Source organism: Actinoplanes missouriensis 431 (assembly GCF_000284295.1).
Taxonomy (GTDB): Bacteria; Actinomycetota; Actinomycetes; order Mycobacteriales; family Micromonosporaceae; genus Actinoplanes; species Actinoplanes missouriensis.
Genome location: NC_017093.1, coordinates 2,535,720 through 2,550,817 on the forward strand (window position 1 = coordinate 2,535,720; position 15,098 = coordinate 2,550,817).

Annotated in this window: 15 protein-coding genes; 7 read left to right on the top strand and 8 right to left on the bottom strand. The window is 70.1% G+C overall.

Going from position 1 to position 15,098, the window contains the following annotated elements; genetic code table 11:
- The first annotated feature begins 19 nt into the window (after positions 1-19).
- Positions 20-1,396 carry a GGDEF domain-containing protein gene (locus AMIS_RS40440; RefSeq protein WP_051041922.1) on the top strand — a complete coding sequence of 459 codons (1,377 nt, stop codon included), beginning with the start codon at positions 20-22 and terminating at the stop codon, positions 1,394-1,396.
- Positions 1,397-1,440: 44 nt separating this feature from the next.
- Here AMIS_RS40440 and lexA read toward each other — a convergent pair whose 3' ends face one another.
- The 5 genes from lexA to AMIS_RS12005 all read right to left on the bottom strand — a co-directional run bounded on the left by lexA (position 1,441) and on the right by AMIS_RS12005 (position 6,256).
- A complete protein-coding gene (gene lexA / locus AMIS_RS11985) occupies positions 1,441-2,067 on the bottom strand; it encodes a transcriptional repressor LexA (RefSeq protein WP_014442539.1) in 627 nt (208 codons plus the stop codon).
- Positions 2,068-2,082: 15 nt separating this feature from the next.
- Positions 2,083-2,739, bottom strand: coding sequence for a hypothetical protein (locus AMIS_RS11990; protein ID WP_172666579.1), 657 nt, complete (start codon positions 2,737-2,739; stop codon positions 2,083-2,085).
- 253 nt (positions 2,740-2,992) lie between these two features.
- Positions 2,993-3,187, bottom strand: coding sequence for a CsbD family protein (locus AMIS_RS11995; RefSeq protein WP_014442541.1), 195 nt, complete (start codon positions 3,185-3,187; stop codon positions 2,993-2,995).
- 415 nt (positions 3,188-3,602) lie between these two features.
- Positions 3,603-4,625: a cation diffusion facilitator family transporter gene (locus AMIS_RS12000; RefSeq protein WP_041829709.1), complete on the bottom strand. Its 1,023-nt coding sequence runs from the start codon at positions 4,623-4,625 to the stop codon at positions 3,603-3,605.
- A 170-nt stretch (positions 4,626-4,795) separates the two neighbouring features.
- Positions 4,796-6,256 carry a glycosyltransferase family 39 protein gene (locus AMIS_RS12005; RefSeq protein WP_014442543.1) on the bottom strand — a complete coding sequence of 487 codons (1,461 nt, stop codon included), beginning with the start codon at positions 6,254-6,256 and terminating at the stop codon, positions 4,796-4,798.
- A 148-nt stretch (positions 6,257-6,404) separates the two neighbouring features.
- Between AMIS_RS12005 and AMIS_RS12010 the strand changes: the two genes are divergently transcribed.
- From AMIS_RS12010 to AMIS_RS12020, 3 genes are read left to right on the top strand one after another with little or no spacing between them, the layout of a single operon-like run.
- The gene (locus AMIS_RS12010) at positions 6,405-6,650 is read left to right on the top strand and encodes a hypothetical protein (RefSeq protein WP_014442544.1); all 246 of its coding nucleotides are present in this window, start codon (positions 6,405-6,407) and stop codon (positions 6,648-6,650) included.
- Positions 6,644-7,201 (top strand): RNA polymerase sigma factor, encoded by a 558-nt coding sequence (locus AMIS_RS12015; protein WP_014442545.1) that lies wholly within the window; start codon positions 6,644-6,646, stop codon positions 7,199-7,201. Before AMIS_RS12010 ends, AMIS_RS12015 begins: the two co-directional genes overlap by 7 nt.
- Positions 7,191-8,282 (top strand): hypothetical protein, encoded by a 1,092-nt coding sequence (locus AMIS_RS12020; protein ID WP_014442546.1) that lies wholly within the window; start codon positions 7,191-7,193, stop codon positions 8,280-8,282. The genes AMIS_RS12015 and AMIS_RS12020 overlap by 11 nt, the downstream gene beginning before the upstream one ends.
- Before the next feature lies 1 nt (position 8,283).
- Here the strand turns inward: AMIS_RS12020 and AMIS_RS12025 are convergent, their stop codons facing one another.
- Genes AMIS_RS12025 through rfbB form a run of 3 tightly spaced genes read right to left on the bottom strand, consistent with a single transcriptional unit; the run spans position 8,284 to position 11,002 of the window.
- Positions 8,284-9,144, bottom strand: coding sequence for an aldo/keto reductase (locus tag AMIS_RS12025; protein ID WP_014442547.1), 861 nt, complete (start codon positions 9,142-9,144; stop codon positions 8,284-8,286).
- A gap of 53 nt (positions 9,145-9,197) precedes the next feature.
- Entirely contained in the window at positions 9,198-10,025 is an 828-nt protein-coding gene (gene rfbD / locus AMIS_RS12030; RefSeq protein ID WP_014442548.1) for a dTDP-4-dehydrorhamnose reductase, read from the bottom strand.
- The gene (rfbB, locus tag AMIS_RS12035) at positions 10,025-11,002 is read right to left on the bottom strand and encodes a dTDP-glucose 4,6-dehydratase (protein WP_014442549.1); all 978 of its coding nucleotides are present in this window, start codon (positions 11,000-11,002) and stop codon (positions 10,025-10,027) included. The genes rfbD and rfbB overlap by 1 nt, the downstream gene beginning before the upstream one ends.
- 45 nt (positions 11,003-11,047) lie before the next feature.
- On the opposite strand from rfbB, the gene rfbA reads away from it, so the two are divergent.
- From rfbA to AMIS_RS42560, 3 genes are all read left to right on the top strand, one after another.
- Positions 11,048-11,932 (top strand): glucose-1-phosphate thymidylyltransferase RfbA, encoded by an 885-nt coding sequence (rfbA, locus tag AMIS_RS12040; RefSeq protein ID WP_014442550.1) that lies wholly within the window; start codon positions 11,048-11,050, stop codon positions 11,930-11,932.
- The gene (locus AMIS_RS12045; RefSeq protein WP_014442551.1) at positions 11,929-12,546 is read left to right on the top strand and encodes a dTDP-4-dehydrorhamnose 3,5-epimerase family protein; all 618 of its coding nucleotides are present in this window, start codon (positions 11,929-11,931) and stop codon (positions 12,544-12,546) included. Before rfbA ends, AMIS_RS12045 begins: the two co-directional genes overlap by 4 nt.
- 326 nt (positions 12,547-12,872) lie before the next feature.
- The gene (locus AMIS_RS42560) at positions 12,873-15,038 is read left to right on the top strand and encodes a CotH kinase family protein (protein WP_197538002.1); all 2,166 of its coding nucleotides are present in this window, start codon (positions 12,873-12,875) and stop codon (positions 15,036-15,038) included.
- Positions 15,039-15,098 lie beyond the last annotated feature (60 nt).

Genomic DNA, 15,098 nt, shown 5'->3' on the forward strand with positions numbered 1-15,098 from the left:
CCCGCCGATGAGGCTCAGGATGCGCGCCTACTTCCTGCTCTTCGCGGCCGCCGCCATGATCGCCTACGCGGTCGCCGGCGACGGCCGTCCAGTCGTGCAGCTGATCATCGTGGCCACGCCGCTCGCGACGTTCCTCTACGCGCTCGCGTCCCGCCGGTTGCCGCACCAGCGGCCGTGGGCGATCGCGGTGGGCGGCCTGATCGTGCTGCTCATCGGGCAGTTGTGGTGGCCGGGCTGGCTCGACGGCCACGTCGGCCGCGCGGAGGGTAACCCCGCGGAACTCACCCTCTCCGCGGCACACGGCCTCTTCCTCATGGGTACGGCCATGGCACTGCGCCGCCGGCTGGCATCCGACGTGGGTGGCCTGGTCGACGCCGCCCTGCTGGGGCTCTGCGCCGGCGGTCCGCTCTGGGTCTGGGGCGTCCAGCCGCACCTCAACCCGGACGCCTCCGCGCTGGGCGAACTGCTCCTGATGATCGACGTGTTCGCGATCTGCGGCGTGATCGGCTGCCTGATCCGGATGGGCGCGGCTCGCGGACCCGGCCGGGGCACGATCGTCTACCTGCTGTGCACCGCGGTGCTGACGCTCGCCGCGCTGGCGACCGGCCGCCCCGAGCCGCTGCTGCTCGCGTTCCTGACGATCGGCGCGGCCCCGATCCAGCCGTTCGCCGCCTCGGTGACCGAGCCGGTCGCCGACGGGGCCGCCACCAGCCGGGTCACGCTCCGCTGGCTGGCCGTGGCGCTCTGCGTGAACCCGCTGCTCACGGTCGTGCAGATCATGCGCGGGGACGAGTCGGCGAGCCTGATGCTGGCGGTCGGCACGCTGCTGGTGATCCCGCTCGTGCTGCTCCGGTTCCATCGGCTCTCGATGCAGCGGGAGCAGGCCGAACGTACCCTCGCCCATCAGGCCTCGCACGACGAGCTGACCGGCCTGCGCAACCGCCGGCACATGATGGTCGCGATCGACGATGCCCTGGCCGGTCCGGACGGGGCGACGGTGCTCCTCTGCGACCTGGACGGCTTCAAACCGATCAACGACCGGTACGGTCACGCGGCCGGCGACGAGGCGCTGACGGTCGTGGCGGCCCGGCTGCTCGCGGTGACCCGGGAGGACGACGTCGTGGGGCGTCTCGGCGGCGACGAGTTCCTGGTGGTCTGCCCGAGCGCGGACGCCGGCGATCTGGCCGCGCGGATCGAGGAGACGCTCTGCTCGCCGATGGCGCTGTCCGTCGGGATGATCACGATCGGGGTGACGGTGGGCGTGGCGAGCGTGCCGGCCGGGTCCGGGCTGGGCCGGGAGGCCGTGGTGGCGCGGGCGGACGCCGCGATGTATGCCGGAAAGGCGCCCCGGCGTGCTGGATCATCGCCTGCCGGGGCGCCGTTGGTGCTTCCGTAGTTGCAAACTATATGCAATAAGCTTATTTCTTCAACAAGCCTGCGTCACACACGCCTCAGAACCGACACGACCTTGCCCAGGATCGTCGCGCGGTCGCCGTCGATCACGTCGTAGGCCGGGTTCCGCGGCTCCAGCAGCACGTGCCCGCGGGTGCGCCGGAACACCTTCACGGTCGCCTCCTCGTCGATCATCGCGGCCACGATGTCACCGTTGTAGGCGTCCGGCTGCTGCCGCACCACCACGATGTCGCCGTCGCAGATCGCCGCGTCGATCATCGAGTCGCCCTGGACGCGGAGGCTGAACAGGTTGCCCCGGCCGACCAGGTCACGGGGGAGGTTGAGGACCTCGTCGGCGGTCTCCTCCGCCATGATCGGCGTGCCGGCCGCGATGGTGCCGACCAGGGGGACGCCGATCGTGTCCTTCTCCTTTTCCGAAACTTCGGTATTGAGGAACATCCGCACGTCGATAGGACGGGTCATGCTCCGGCCACGGGTCAGATAGCCGTGCTCCTCCAGCAGCCGCAGATGCCGGCTCACCGTGGACGGCGACAACCGCAGCGCCTCACCGAGCTCCCGGGTGGACGGCGGATACCCGTACCGCACCGCCCACTCCTGGATGACGGTCAAGATTCTGCGCTGCCGCTCACTGAGCAGGGAGGTGTCGAGGTGCACCCCGGCGATCTTGCCTTATCGTCCGGCCGGCGCACGCCGCGGCTCGCTGACCTGATCCGTCATCACCCCGCGAGGGTCCGGCTGGGTGAGCATGGCCAGCCCCAGACCCAGGGCCCCGATCCCGTACGCGGCAATGCTCGCCGACATCACATCCGTCCCCACCGAGCCGGTGATCGCCACCAGTGTCAGGCCGGCCACGAGAGGCGTGAACCGCCGCCAGCCCTGCCACCGGCCGGCCCGCAGCGTGGTGACGCCGGCCAGCAGGAACCCGATCGCCGCCACGACGGTGCCCACCCCGAACATCGCCCCGACCGCCGACGGGCCCCTCTCCTCGATCAGCTGGTCACCGACCGGGATCGACGCCAGCTCCGCCGCGAACAGCACCACGGTCCCACCGAACGCCATCCACGCCCCGATCCGCGCAACCCGTCCGTCCCCGGCGAGCCCGCTGCGCGCGAACCCGGCCATCCCGACGCAGACGAGCACGTGGAAGATCGCGTACAGGATGCTGACCAGCGTGAACTGGTCGCTCGGCCACGGATAGCTCCACAGTTGCTCGGACACCGTGCTGTTCGGCACGACGACCGCCTGCACCACGATGCCGGCGACCGCGGTCAGGGCGCCACCGGCCACCGCACACACGGCGGCCTGCCTGGAGATCTTCTGCATCACGCACGCTCCTTCTTCCGTACGAGCTGATGAGCCCGACGTTAGGAAGGAGCGGGGGTGTCCACATCAGTGCTGGTACTGAGTCGGCGTGCCGGGTTTGTCACCCTGCCGGGGGCTGCCACTCTGCTGGGGCTGCCACTCTGCTGGGGCTGCCGCTCTGCTGGGGCTGCCGGCACCCTCGGGCCGGCGGCACCCTCGGGACATGGGGACGGCCACCGCCGGGGCGTTGGCGGTGGCCGTCCGTCCGTGTCCGAGTTCAGGACTTGAACGCGTCTTTCACCTTCTCGCCGGCGTCCTTGACCTTCTCGCCGGCCTGCTTGAACTTCGACCCGGTCTGGTCAGCGCGGCCCTCAGCCTCAAGCTGCTCGTCATCGGTCGCCCGGCCGACGCCCTCCTTGACCTTGCCACCGATCTCCTCGGCCTTGTTGTCCACCTTGTCATCGAACGCCATCAGGAGCCTCCTCAGTCGAGCCGGTTACACCCCCTCCGATACCCGCCCCAGCCCAGTTGAACCCCGCCCCGGTGTAGGCAGCGCCCATCCGCATGATCACCCGACCGCGCCGACACCGTGAACCAGCTGGTCCGGCCGGCGCTGAGTGCTGCCCGACCACGCTGCTGAGAGCACTGGACACCGGCCGGTCCGGCTGGTGCTGAGTGCTGCCCGACCACGCGGATTTTCCTGCGTGGGCTACGGCTCGGCCGGTGCTCGGAGCGGATCTTGGAGAGTTGGGCACGCGGCGCGAGGTGCGCGGCGCGAGGCAGGCGGCGCGAGGTGCGCGGCGCGAGGCAGGCGGCGCGAGGTGCGCGGCACGAGGCAGGCGGCGCGAGGTGCGCGGCACGAGGTACGGGGCGCGGGGCGGCGAGGGTCAGGGGAGGGTGGTCAGGCGTTCGCGGCGGCCGTGGGAGAGGGCGCTGTGGTGGTCGTCGCCCGGGTGGCTGTCCGGGTCTACGTGAACCGTGGCGCCCGTCAACCGCGGGACACGATGGGTGAGCTGGTGCTCGGCGTCGGCGGCTATCTCGTGGGCGGCCATCAGGCTGAGCCGGGCGTCGACCACGATGCCGGCCTCGGCGTGCAGGTGGTGACCGATCCAGCGCAGCCGCAGCCCGGACACCCCGCGGATGCCGGTGATCGAGCGCAGTGCGCGTTCCGCCTGGTCGACGAGGGCCGGATCGACCCGGTCCATGAGCCGGTGGTAGACCTCGCGCGCCGCGTCCTTGAGGACGAGAATGATCGCCACGGTGATCGCCAGGCCGATGGCCGGGTCGGCCCAGCTCCAGCCGAGCCAGGCGCCGCCGGCCGCGAGGACCACGGCGAGTGAGGTGAACCCGTCGGTGCGGGCGTGCAGCCCGTCGGCGACCAGGGCGGCCGAGCCGATGCGGCGGCCCACCGTGATCCGGTAGCGGGCGACGACCTCGTTGCCGGCGAAGCCGACCAGGCCGGCGGCGGCGACCCAGGGCAGATGCGTGACGGTACGGGGATCGAGCAACCGGTCCACGGCGAACCACGCGGAGGTCACCGCCGACGCCGCGATCACGGCCACGATGAGGACACCGGCAAGGTCTTCGGCACGACCGTACCCATAGGTGTATGCCCTGGTGGCGGCCCGCCGCCCCAGCCAGAACGCGATGGCCAGCGGAACGGCGGTGAGCGCGTCGGCGACGTTGTGCACGGTGTCGCCGAGCAGCGCGACCGAGCCGGAGAGCGCGACGATCAGCGCCTGCAGTCCCGCCGTCACGCCGAGCCCGGCCAGCGAGATCCATAGCGCGCGGAGGCCCTCCCGGGACGACTCCAGGGCGTTGTCGACCTTGTCGGCGGTGTCGTGGGAGTGCGGCGTCAGCAGATGCCGCAGCCGATGATGCGCCGAGTGATCATGCTCGTGGTGGTCCACGGCACACACGATAGGCCGTCATGCACCGGTGCGACAACGTTGCAAACGCCAATGACCTGCAGAAACGCACCGTTGGCGCGCGAGCCGGTCCCGCCTGAGCCGACAGGTAAGCCGGCGGTGAGTCAGGCTCCGGCGCGCGAGCGCGTGCCCGCCTGACCCGGCCTGGTGAGTCAGGGCGAGATCGCGTGCCTGGTCAGCAGGGTCACCCGGAGATGGTGGAAAGAGCCGGTCTCCGCGACCGTGTAGTGCTCGCTGACGTAAGCCCGCGCACCGGCCCGCAGTCGCCCCAGCGGGCCGGTGCGCGGGTTCGCCTCGACCAGCCAGAAACGGTCGACGCCGGTGAGCGCGGCCTCCGGGTCGGCGGCCAGGTCGTGCTCCCACCACCAGTCGCCGTGGCGTGTCACCCGGCTGTAGACCTCGCCCGGGTCGGTGCCCGGCAGGCGGCTGAACTCGTAGGAGAACCCCCGGTGCAACCGCACGTAACCGGTGTACGCGACACGGTCCCCGGGCTGGAGCCGCTCGTCGAGCCAGCGGGCGGCGTCCTTCCACGCGTATTCGTCCTCGACGGCGTTCGACCGTACGAAACGTTGCTGGGGGAGGCCCGTCGCGACAAGCGCGAGCGCGGCGCAGACGCCCGCCGCGACGAGCGCGCGCCGGGTGGTGAAGATCCGGCGCAGCGCCCATGCCGCCGCGAGCAGCCACGCGGGGACGGTGAACAGGAAGTAGCGGTGGTAGAAGAGGCCGAGGACGTCGAAGCTCAGGTAGGCGAGGACCGGTGGCAGCAGCGTCCAGAGCAGCAGGGTGGTCGCCGCAGTTCGGTTGCTCGTGAGGAGGAGTCCGATGCCGATCAGCCCGGAGATCAGCACGAGCGCGGCCACCGGTCCGCTGACGAACACCTCGCCGGGGAACGCGCGCAGGACTTCCCAGGTCGGCTCTTCGATCCAGGCGATCTGTCCGCTCTGACGCCGGCTGATCAGAATCACCGGCGCGAGCACGACGAGCGCGGTGGTGACCGATGCCGCCCATCCGATCCGCACCCGGCGATCGGTCCGGGCGGCCGCGATCACCAGGGCCAGGTGTGCGGCCAGCACGCTCAGCGACACGAGGTGGCCGAGTCCGATGCAGATCACCGAGACGCCGTACAGCGCCCACCGCCACGGCGACGGCTTGTCGCGGGCCCGGAGCAGCAGCAGGGTCGCGCCGAGCGTCGCGGCGAGGGCCGCGGCATAGGGCCGGGCCTCACCGCCGTACCGGGAGACGGCCGGCACCAGCGCGAAGAGAAGGCCCGCCAACAGACCTGTCGGCGCATCCAGCAACCGCCTGCCGACCAGCGCAAGCAGCCCGGCCGCCACACCCATCAAGATCGCCGACGGTACGCGCATGGCGGTCTCCGAGTTACCGAAGATCGCGATCCAGACGTGCATGAAGAGGTAGTACGGCAGCAGCACCAGGTCGACCTGCTCGATCAGCCGGCGCAGGTCACCGAACGGCAGAGCGCTCGCCCACCACGTCGCCTGCTCGTCCCGCCAGAACTGCCGCTGACCGATCCCGACCAGGCAGACAGTGAGCGTGAGCAGTATCGGGGCGGCCGCGAGACGTAGCCGTACAGGGAAATGGTTCTGGATCTTCAAAGCTCTCGTCAGCTCCGGCTCGATCGGGGTCGCCGAAGCTTAATGCAGGCCGCTCACTTCAGCGGGAACCCCTCTTCCTCGCCTGGATGTTTTGGACATAACTCCGTTTTCCTCTTGAAAGCCACCCCGTGGCACACAGGAGGAAGCAGTGGAGATCTGGGATCCCTTGGCCGGCGCACTCGTCACGCAGCTGATCAACGTGATGGTGGCCGCGCTCTGTGGGGTGCGGTTCCGCCGGTCGGACGCGGCGGACCTCGCGGATCCGACGGATCCGCCGGACGAGCGGTGGGTCGAGGTCCGGATGAGCTGGTGCCGGGGCCGCAGCGGCGAGCAGCCCGGCCCCGGCGAATGCCCCGGCCACGACGAGAGCGGGCCGGACGAGCGGCCATGGTGACGCAGACCGCGGCCGCGATCCCGGAGAAGCGGGACGACGACCCGCTCGGCGCCGACTTCCAGGACTTCTACCGCGAGGTGGCGCCCGGCTTTCACCGCCGGGCGCTGGCCCGCGGCCTCAGCGAGCACGACGCCCACGACGTCGTCCAGGACGTCATGCTCAAGATCCTCGGCCGCTGGCGCAAGGTCGGCGCGCTGTCGCCCGGCGAGCGTTTCGGGTACGCGGACCGGGCGCTGCGGCATGCCATCACGGACGTGTGGCGGCGGCAGCAGCGTGACGCCGCGCTGGGGATGCGGCTTCGGCAGGAATCGGTGGACCGAGGGGATCCGGCCGAGCGTGACTCGGCCGGCGCCGAGGCGTTGCGGCTGGTCGGGACGCTGACCGGCTGCCAGTACCAGGTCATGGTCCTGGCGCAGGAGGGGCTCAAGCCCCGCGAGATCGCCGCTGAGCTCGGCATGCGGAACTCCACGGTGAGTTCGCATCTGCACGAGGCCCGCCGGAAGTTGATGACGAAGCTTCAAGCTTGGAAGGACAGCGGCCGTGAAGAATGAGCCCCTGCTGACGACCGACGAGCACGAGCTGCTGCGCCGCGCGCAGGACGAGGCGCTGGCCGGGACGGCGTTCGACGTCGAGGCCGGGTTGGCCGATCTTCGCGAACGTGCGCGCCGGCCCGCCGCCGTCCCCGCCCGGCAGCGGGTCGAGTGGCGGGAACGGTTCCGATTGCGGGTGGGCACGACGGCGGGGCTCGCGGCGCTCCTGGCCGCGCTGACCGGCGGCGGTCTCGGGGTGGTGGCGATGCAGGCGCGCACCGAGAATCCGCAGGTCAGGGTGCCGGACGTGCCGGCGCAGCCGATCATTCCGGCGGCGACGCCCTCCGCCCGCACCCACGGGACGGGTCACGATCGACCGGCGACGCCCCCGCGAGACCACCATCAAGACCACATTCCCGGGGGTACGCCCCCGCGGACGTCCCCCGCCACCCGGGCCACCGTCGCCCCGCCGATCGCCGAGCCGCCCGCCGGTGACTCGCCGGCGACCGGCCCCACCGGCGCGCCGACCGCCGCGGCCGCGTCCCCGGCCGCGACGCCCCCCGCGACCCCGGCCGGAGACGCCGTCCCGAGCCCGACCGGTGCCGCAGCCGGGCCTCCGACCGGTGGCGCAGCCGGGCCTCCGACCGGCGCCGCAGGCGGGCCTCCGACCGGCGCCGCGACGGCCGGGGACCCCGAGCCGTTCGCGGTGCACTACGCGGCGATGTCGCTGACGGTCCCGGTGGACGACGAGGAACCGCAGGCCATCGACCTGGCCGAGCCCCGCACCTCGCCCGGCGGCGCGGGCGCGGTGGCGATCTCCGCGGTGCCGGACACCGGGGACCTGATGCTGGAGCCGACCTCCGACGTGCAGGCCGCGACGATCTCCACGGCCGCGGCGACGCCGGACGAGTGCGCCGCGGCGATCCGCGACGACCCGGCCGGCGACGCGCCCCTGAAGCTGCGGGACGACCGGACGTACTGCCTGCTCACGCCGGGTGAACAGGCCGACGGTGACACGCTGGTGCAGCTGACCGTCGACGAGAAGGACGACGACGCCGGCGAGGTCGTCGTCCACCTCGCGGCGTGGAACGTGGCGGCGTGAGTCAGACCGCCTTCGCGAGGGTCTGGTACTCGTCCTCGGTCAGCTTCACGTCGGCGGCCGCGAGGTTCTCCTCGAGGTGGGCGACCGAGGACGTGCCGGGGATCGGGACCATCACGGGTGACCGCTGGAGCAGCCAGGCGAGCGCGAGCTGGCCGGTGGTCGTACCCGGATGGGCCCGGGCGACGGATTCGAGCGGGCCGCCGGGGCGGGCCAGGGCGCCCGCGTCGACCGGCGCCCACGGGATGAACGCGATGCCCTGCTCGGTGCAGTAGTCGAGGAGCTCCTCGGCACGCCGGTCGCCCAGGTTGTAGCGGTTCTGCACCGAGGCGACCGGCACGCCGGCGGCCTGCGCGGCCTTGACCTCGTCGACCGAGACCTCGGAGAGACCGACCTGCTTCGCCAGCCCCTCGTCGACGAAGGAGCGCAGCACGCCGAACTGCTCGTCGCGGGGGACGAGCGGGTCGATGCGGTGCAGCTGCCACAGGTCGATCTGCTCGACGCCGAGGCGGCGCATCGACATCAGGATGCACTGGCGCAGGTACTCGGGACGGCCGACGGCCTGCCAGATGTTCGGGCCCTGGCGGGTGAAGCCGCCCTTGGTCGCGATCACCACGTCGCCGTAACCGGTGCCGTCGTGCAGGGCCTCGTGGATCAGGTTCTCCGACACGTCGGGGCCGTAGGAGTCGGCGGTGTCGATGAACGTGACACCGAGCTCGACGGATCGGCGCAGCACGGCCACCGCCGCCGCGGGGTCGCGCGGCGGACCCCACACGCCGGGTCCGGTGATCCGCATGGCGCCGAAGCCGAGCCGGTGCACGTTCCTGCCGCCCAGGGCGATCGTGCCGCTGTTGGAGAGTGTCATGAACGTAGGTCTACCCCGTGAAGTTCATTCTGCCCTCGGTAATTTGACCGGCGTCACGCCCGGAGCGCGGGCATCGCCTCGGTGAGCATGGCGTGCCAGTCGGGCAGCGGGTCGACGCCGGCGCCGGCCTGCCAGCGGTCGTGGCCGAGCACGCTGTAGGCGGGGCGGCGGGCCGGCCGGACGAACCTGTCGCTGGTCGTCGGGCGTACCCGATCGGGGTCGTGCCCGGCCAGGGCGAAAGCGGCCCGGGCCAGGCCGAACCAGGTGGTCGAGCCGGCCGCGGTGCCGTGATAGGCGCCCGGGGCGGCGTCCGAGCGGCCCAGGGCGACCAGCTGCTGCGCCAGCGCGAACGACCAGGTCGGCGGGCCGACCTGGTCGTCGACCACGTCCACGGTGTCCCGTTCGGTGGCCAGCCGCAGCATGGTCCGCACGAAGTTCGGGCCGTGCTCGCCGTAGAGCCACGCGGTCCGCACGACGTAGCCGCCGGCCGCGAGCACCGCCTTCTCGCCGACCGCCTTGCCCCGGCCGTACGCGTTGAGCGGCGCCTGCGGCGTCTCCTCCGGAATGGGAGAGGTGGCCGTGCCGTCGAAGACGTAATCGGTGGAGATGTGGATGAGCCGGTCGCCGAGTACCGCGGCGAGACCGGCGACCGCGTGGCCGTTGACGGCGGTGGCGGCCTCCTCGTTCGACTCCGCGCCGTCCACGTCCGTCCAGGCGGCCGCGTTGATCACCACGTCCGCGCCGTCGGTGGCGGCTCGGACCGCTGCCGGATCGGTGATGTCCAGATCGGCGCGACCCAGAGCGACGACGTCGTCACCCTTGAGGACTTTCTGCAGGTCCTGGCCGAGCATGCCGCCGGCCCCGGTGATCAGCCAGCGCATCAGAGGGCGCTCCGGGACTTGAGCGGCTCCCACCAGCCGCGGTTGTCGCGGTACCAGGCGACGGTTGCGGCCAGCCCGTCGTCCAGGGTGACCTGTGGCTCGTACCCCAGCTCGGTGCTGATCTTCGAGATGTCGAGCGAGTAGCGCCTGTCGTGTCCCTTACGGTCGGTCACCAGCTCGACACTGTCCCAGTCGGCGCCGCAGGCGGTCAGGAGACGCTCGGTGAGCTCGCGGTTACTCAATTCCGTGCCGCCGCCGATGTTGTAGACCTCGCCGGCGCGGCCCTTCTCCAGCGCGAGCTGGATGCCTCGACAGTGATCGGACACGTGCAGCCAGTCACGAACATTGCCGCCGTCGCCGTAGAGCGGCACTTTCTTGCCGTCCAGCAGATTCGTGACGAAGAGCGGGATGACCTTCTCCGGGAACTGGTGGTGCCCGTAGTTGTTGGAGCAGCGCGTGACCACCACGTCCATGCCGTGCGTGCGGTGCGCGGCCAGGGCCATCAGGTCGGAGGCGGCCTTGGAGGCGGCGTACGGGGAATTCGGGGCGAGGGGCCAGCTCTCGGTCCACGAGCCCTCGTCGATCGAGCCGTAGACCTCGTCGGTGGAGACGTGCAGGAACCGGCCGACCCCGGCGGCGCGGGCCGCGTCCAGCAGCACCTGCGTGCCCAGCACATTCGTGGTGACGAACGGCACAGCGGAGTTGATGGACCGGTCGACATGGGATTCGGCGGCGAAATGCACCACCACGTCATGACCGGGAAGCAAGTCGTGCAACAGGTTTGAATCAGTGATGTCGCCCTGCACGAAATTGAGTCGTGGATCCGACACGGGGAGGTTTTCGCGATTACCCGAATAGGACAACAGATCCAGAACGGTCACCGATGCGCCCGCCGCACCTGCGTACTCGTCCTGCAAGAGGGCCCTGACGTAGGCCGATCCGATGAAGCCGGCACCACCGGTTACGAAAATCTGCACGGGTGGGGAGTGTAGACGCTGGCACCCACTGTTTAGGGTTCCCCAGTGCGTGGAATCTTGCTGGCCGGAGGTACCGGCTCCCGACTCTGGCCGATTACCAAGGCCATGTCCAAACAGCTTATGCCCATCTTCGACAAACCGATGATTTACTACCCGCTGACCACTCTGGTATCGGCCGGGATCCGCGAGATCCTCGTCATCACCACGCCCGAGGATCAGCCTCACTTTGAGCGATTGCTCGGTGACGGAAAGCAGTTCGGACTGTCGCTCACGTACGCGCAGCAGCCGAAACCGGACGGGATCGCCCAGGCCTTCCGGATCGGCGCCGACTTCATCGGGGACGAGCCGGTGGCGCTGATCCTGGGCGACAACATCTTCCACGGCGTGGGGCTCGGGCGGCAGCTGGCCCGGTTCGGTGAGCCGGCCGGGGGGCGGGTCTTCGCGTACCCGGTGGCCGATCCGGAGCGCTACGGCGTGGTGGAATTCGACGAATCGGGCAAAGTGCTCTCCATCGAGGAGAAGCCGGAGCGGCCGAAGTCGACGTACGTGGTGCCCGGTCTCTACTTCTACGACGCCGACGTGGTCGAGATCGCCGGAGACCTGAAGCCCAGCGCGCGCGGCGAGCTGGAGATCACCGCGGTGAACGAGGAGTACCTGCGGCAGGGCCGGCTCGACGTGACGGTTCTGGATCGCGGCACGGTCTGGCTCGACACCGGGACGTTCCAGTCCATGGTGCAGGCCTCGGAGTATGTGCGGGTGATCGAGGAACGCCAGGGCCTTAAGATCGGCTGCGTCGAGGAAGCGGCGTGGCGACTCGGCTTCATCTCCGACGATCAGCTGCGTGAGCTGGCCGAACCCCTGCTCAAGAGCGGTTACGGCGAGTATCTGGTCCGGTTACTTTCTGCGGGCCGATTTGGGGGAGTGCTGTGAAGATCAGTCCACTGGGCATCGAGGGCGCCTTCGAGATCACGCCGGTGCAGCACGGCGACGCCCGGGGCTCGTTCCTCGAGTGGTACCGCTTCGACCATCTGGCCGAGGCCGTCGGGCACCCGCTCGATCTCGCTCAGGGCAACCTCTCCGTCTCGGCGCGTGACGTCGTCCGCGGGATCCACTTCGCTGACGTGCCGCCGGGTCAGGCGAAATATGTGACGTGCGTCAAGGGTGCCGTGCTCGACGTCATCGTTGACATCCGGGTCGGCTCGCCGACGTTCGGCAGATGGGAGTCGGTGCGCCTCGACGACGAGGACCGCAAGGCGGTGTACCTGGGCGAGGGGCTCGGTCACGGGTTCTGCGCGCTGACGGAGGGTGCCACGGTGGCGTACCTCTGCTCGACCGAGTACCGGCCCGGCCGGGAGCACGGCATCCACCCGCTCGACCCCACGCTGGGCATCGCCTGGCCTGCGGAGACGCCGCTCCTCTCGGGCAAGGACGCGCAGGCGCCGTCGCTCGAGGAGGCGCGTGACAAGGGTCTGCTGCCTCGCTACGAGGAGTGCCAGAACTACGCGGAGTCACTGCGTCGGAATCACTACAGCCGTACGTCCTAAGTGGGCGATTGACCGCCTGGGGGGCGGGTGGTAGCCGGGGGCGACGGAAGCGGTTTCGGGAGGCGGTTCGAGATGATCCATAGGAATATTTCGGACAGGTCCGATTCGGATGGCTTACGGTGCTATGCCTTCCGGCCTCATCCGATCCGCCATTCCTGTCGAACGGAAAGATGAAGCGCGATCGTGCGTGGGTCAGCAGTCTGTCTGGTGTGTCTCATGGGTTTCCGCCCAGGGAAGATTTCAGTCTGATGTCCGGCTCGGGGAAAAACGGACCAAAGGTTGATCGCAGTCGATACGGGGGCATGGGCGTGCAGACAATCGAATCAGTGGAGACGCTCGATCTCGCTGAAGAGGCACGACTGCTCAGCTCCCGCCCCCGGGCCACCGGAGCGCGAGCCGGTTGGCAGGGCCGATATGCCCGGCGGCTCTACCTCATCGACTTCCTGGTCGGTCTGTGTGCAGCGTCCTGGGCGCTCGTTCTGCGATTCGGATCGACCGGCACGGAGCCGTACAACCGCGGTTATCTGCTGATCACGGCGGTCCTGCCGCTGGCCTGGATCGCCTGCCTCGCGATGAACCGGGCCTACGAGCCGCGCCACCTGTTCGTCGGCACCGACGAGTACGCGCGGGTGTTCCGATCAGGTTTGGCGCTCACCGCCGGCCTCGCCATTGTTTCGTTCGCGTTCGACCTTCGTTTGGCGCGCGGTTACGTGATTATCGCGATGCCACTCGCCATCGCCGTCGATATCTTCGCGCGGTACCTCGCCCGGCAGATGTTGCACCGTTCCTGGGCCCGCGGCGAACGGCTGCACCGGGTCATTCTGGTCGGGCACGAACGCGCCGTCGCCGACATGGCCCGCCGGTTGCGCCGCGAGCGTTACCACGGTCTCGGCGTGATCGGCGCCTGCCTGCCGCCCGGCGTCACCCGCAGCCGGTTCGTCGAGGGCATGCCGCCGATCTACGGCACCTTCGACGGCGTCGCGCTGGCGGTCAGCCGCTCCGACGCCGACACCGTCGTGGTCCTCGCCTGCCCGGAGATCGACGGCGCCGCGCTGCGCCGGCTCGCTTGGCAGCTCGAGCGCGACGAGATCGACCTCACCCGCCGCCAGTTCGGTGCCGCGCTTGCCGGAGTTCTCGGCGTGGCGGCGCTCGGAGGTTGCGCCGCCACGAAAAGCTCCTCGCCGGGGAGTGCGAGCGCCACCATCTTCGACAGCAGCGTGGTGCACGACATCACGATGACCTTCGACGACACGGCGTACGACGCGATGATCGCGGCGTATCTCAAGGACGAGTCGAAGGGCTGGATCGAGGCGACCGTGACGGTCGACGGCGTCACCTATGAGAAGGCGGGGCTGCGGCTGAAGGGGAACTCGTCGCTGCGCGGGCTGACCGCGTCCTCGTCCTCCTCCACCACCACCTCGTCGTCCAGCGCTGCGGCTACCAACGATCAGCGTCAAGGCGGCGGCGGGCCGGGTGGCAACAGCATCTCCGCCGACGACCCGCAGGATCTGCCCTGGCTGATCCGGCTCGACAAGTACGTGGACGGGCAGGCCCACCAGGGCTACACCGAGTTCGTCGTCCGTTCCAACAATTCGGAGTCCGCGCTCAACGAGGCGGTCGCGCTGGAACTGCTCGGGAAGGCCGGGCTGGCGACCGAGAAGTCGTTCTCCACCCGGCTGCGCGTCAACGGCGGCGACCAGGTGCTGCGCCTGGTCGTGGAGAACCCGGGCGACAAGTGGATGGCCGACAACTTCGACGGCGACGGCATCCTCTACAAGGCCGAGGCGAACGGCGACTACTCCTACCGTGGCGAGGACGCGGCCGGCTACGAGGACGTCTTCGACCAGGAGAGCGGTGACTCCGACGACCTCACGCCGCTGATCGCGTTCCTGAAGTTCATCAACGAGTCGGACGACGCGACGTTCGGCTCGGATCTGAGCACGAAACTCGACGTGGACGCGTTCGCGAAGTACCTGGCGTTCCAGGAGCTGGTGCAGAACTCCGACGACATCGACGGGCCGGGCAACAACTCGTATCTGCGGTACACCAGCGGCACCGGGATCTTCACCGTGGTCTCGTGGGACCTCAACCTGGCGTTCGGCGGGATGGGCGGCGGCGGTGGGATGCCGGGCGGTGGGGCTCAAGGCGGAGGGGATCAGGGCGGCGGGGCTCAGGGTGGCGGCTTCCCCGGCACGGCTCCCAGCGGCGCCCCGGCCAACGGCGGAACGGCGCCCGGCGGCGATGGGAAGCGCGGCGGTGGCTTCGGCGGCCGCAGCAACATCCTCGTCACGCGTTTCCAGGCCAACACGACGTTCGCGGCCGCGTACACGAAGGCCCAGACCGATCTGAAGGCCGCTCTCTACACCAGCGGGACCGCGAAGAGCATCCTCGACACCCGGGCCGCCGTGCTGACCTCGCAGGCCAGCGACTTGATCTCCGCCGACACGGTCTCCTCGGAAGTCTCCAAGATCGAATCCGTCGTCACCGCGTGAGAAGTCACCGCGTGAGAAGTCACCGCGTGAGAAGTGCCGGGGGCCTTACCTCGAGGCCCC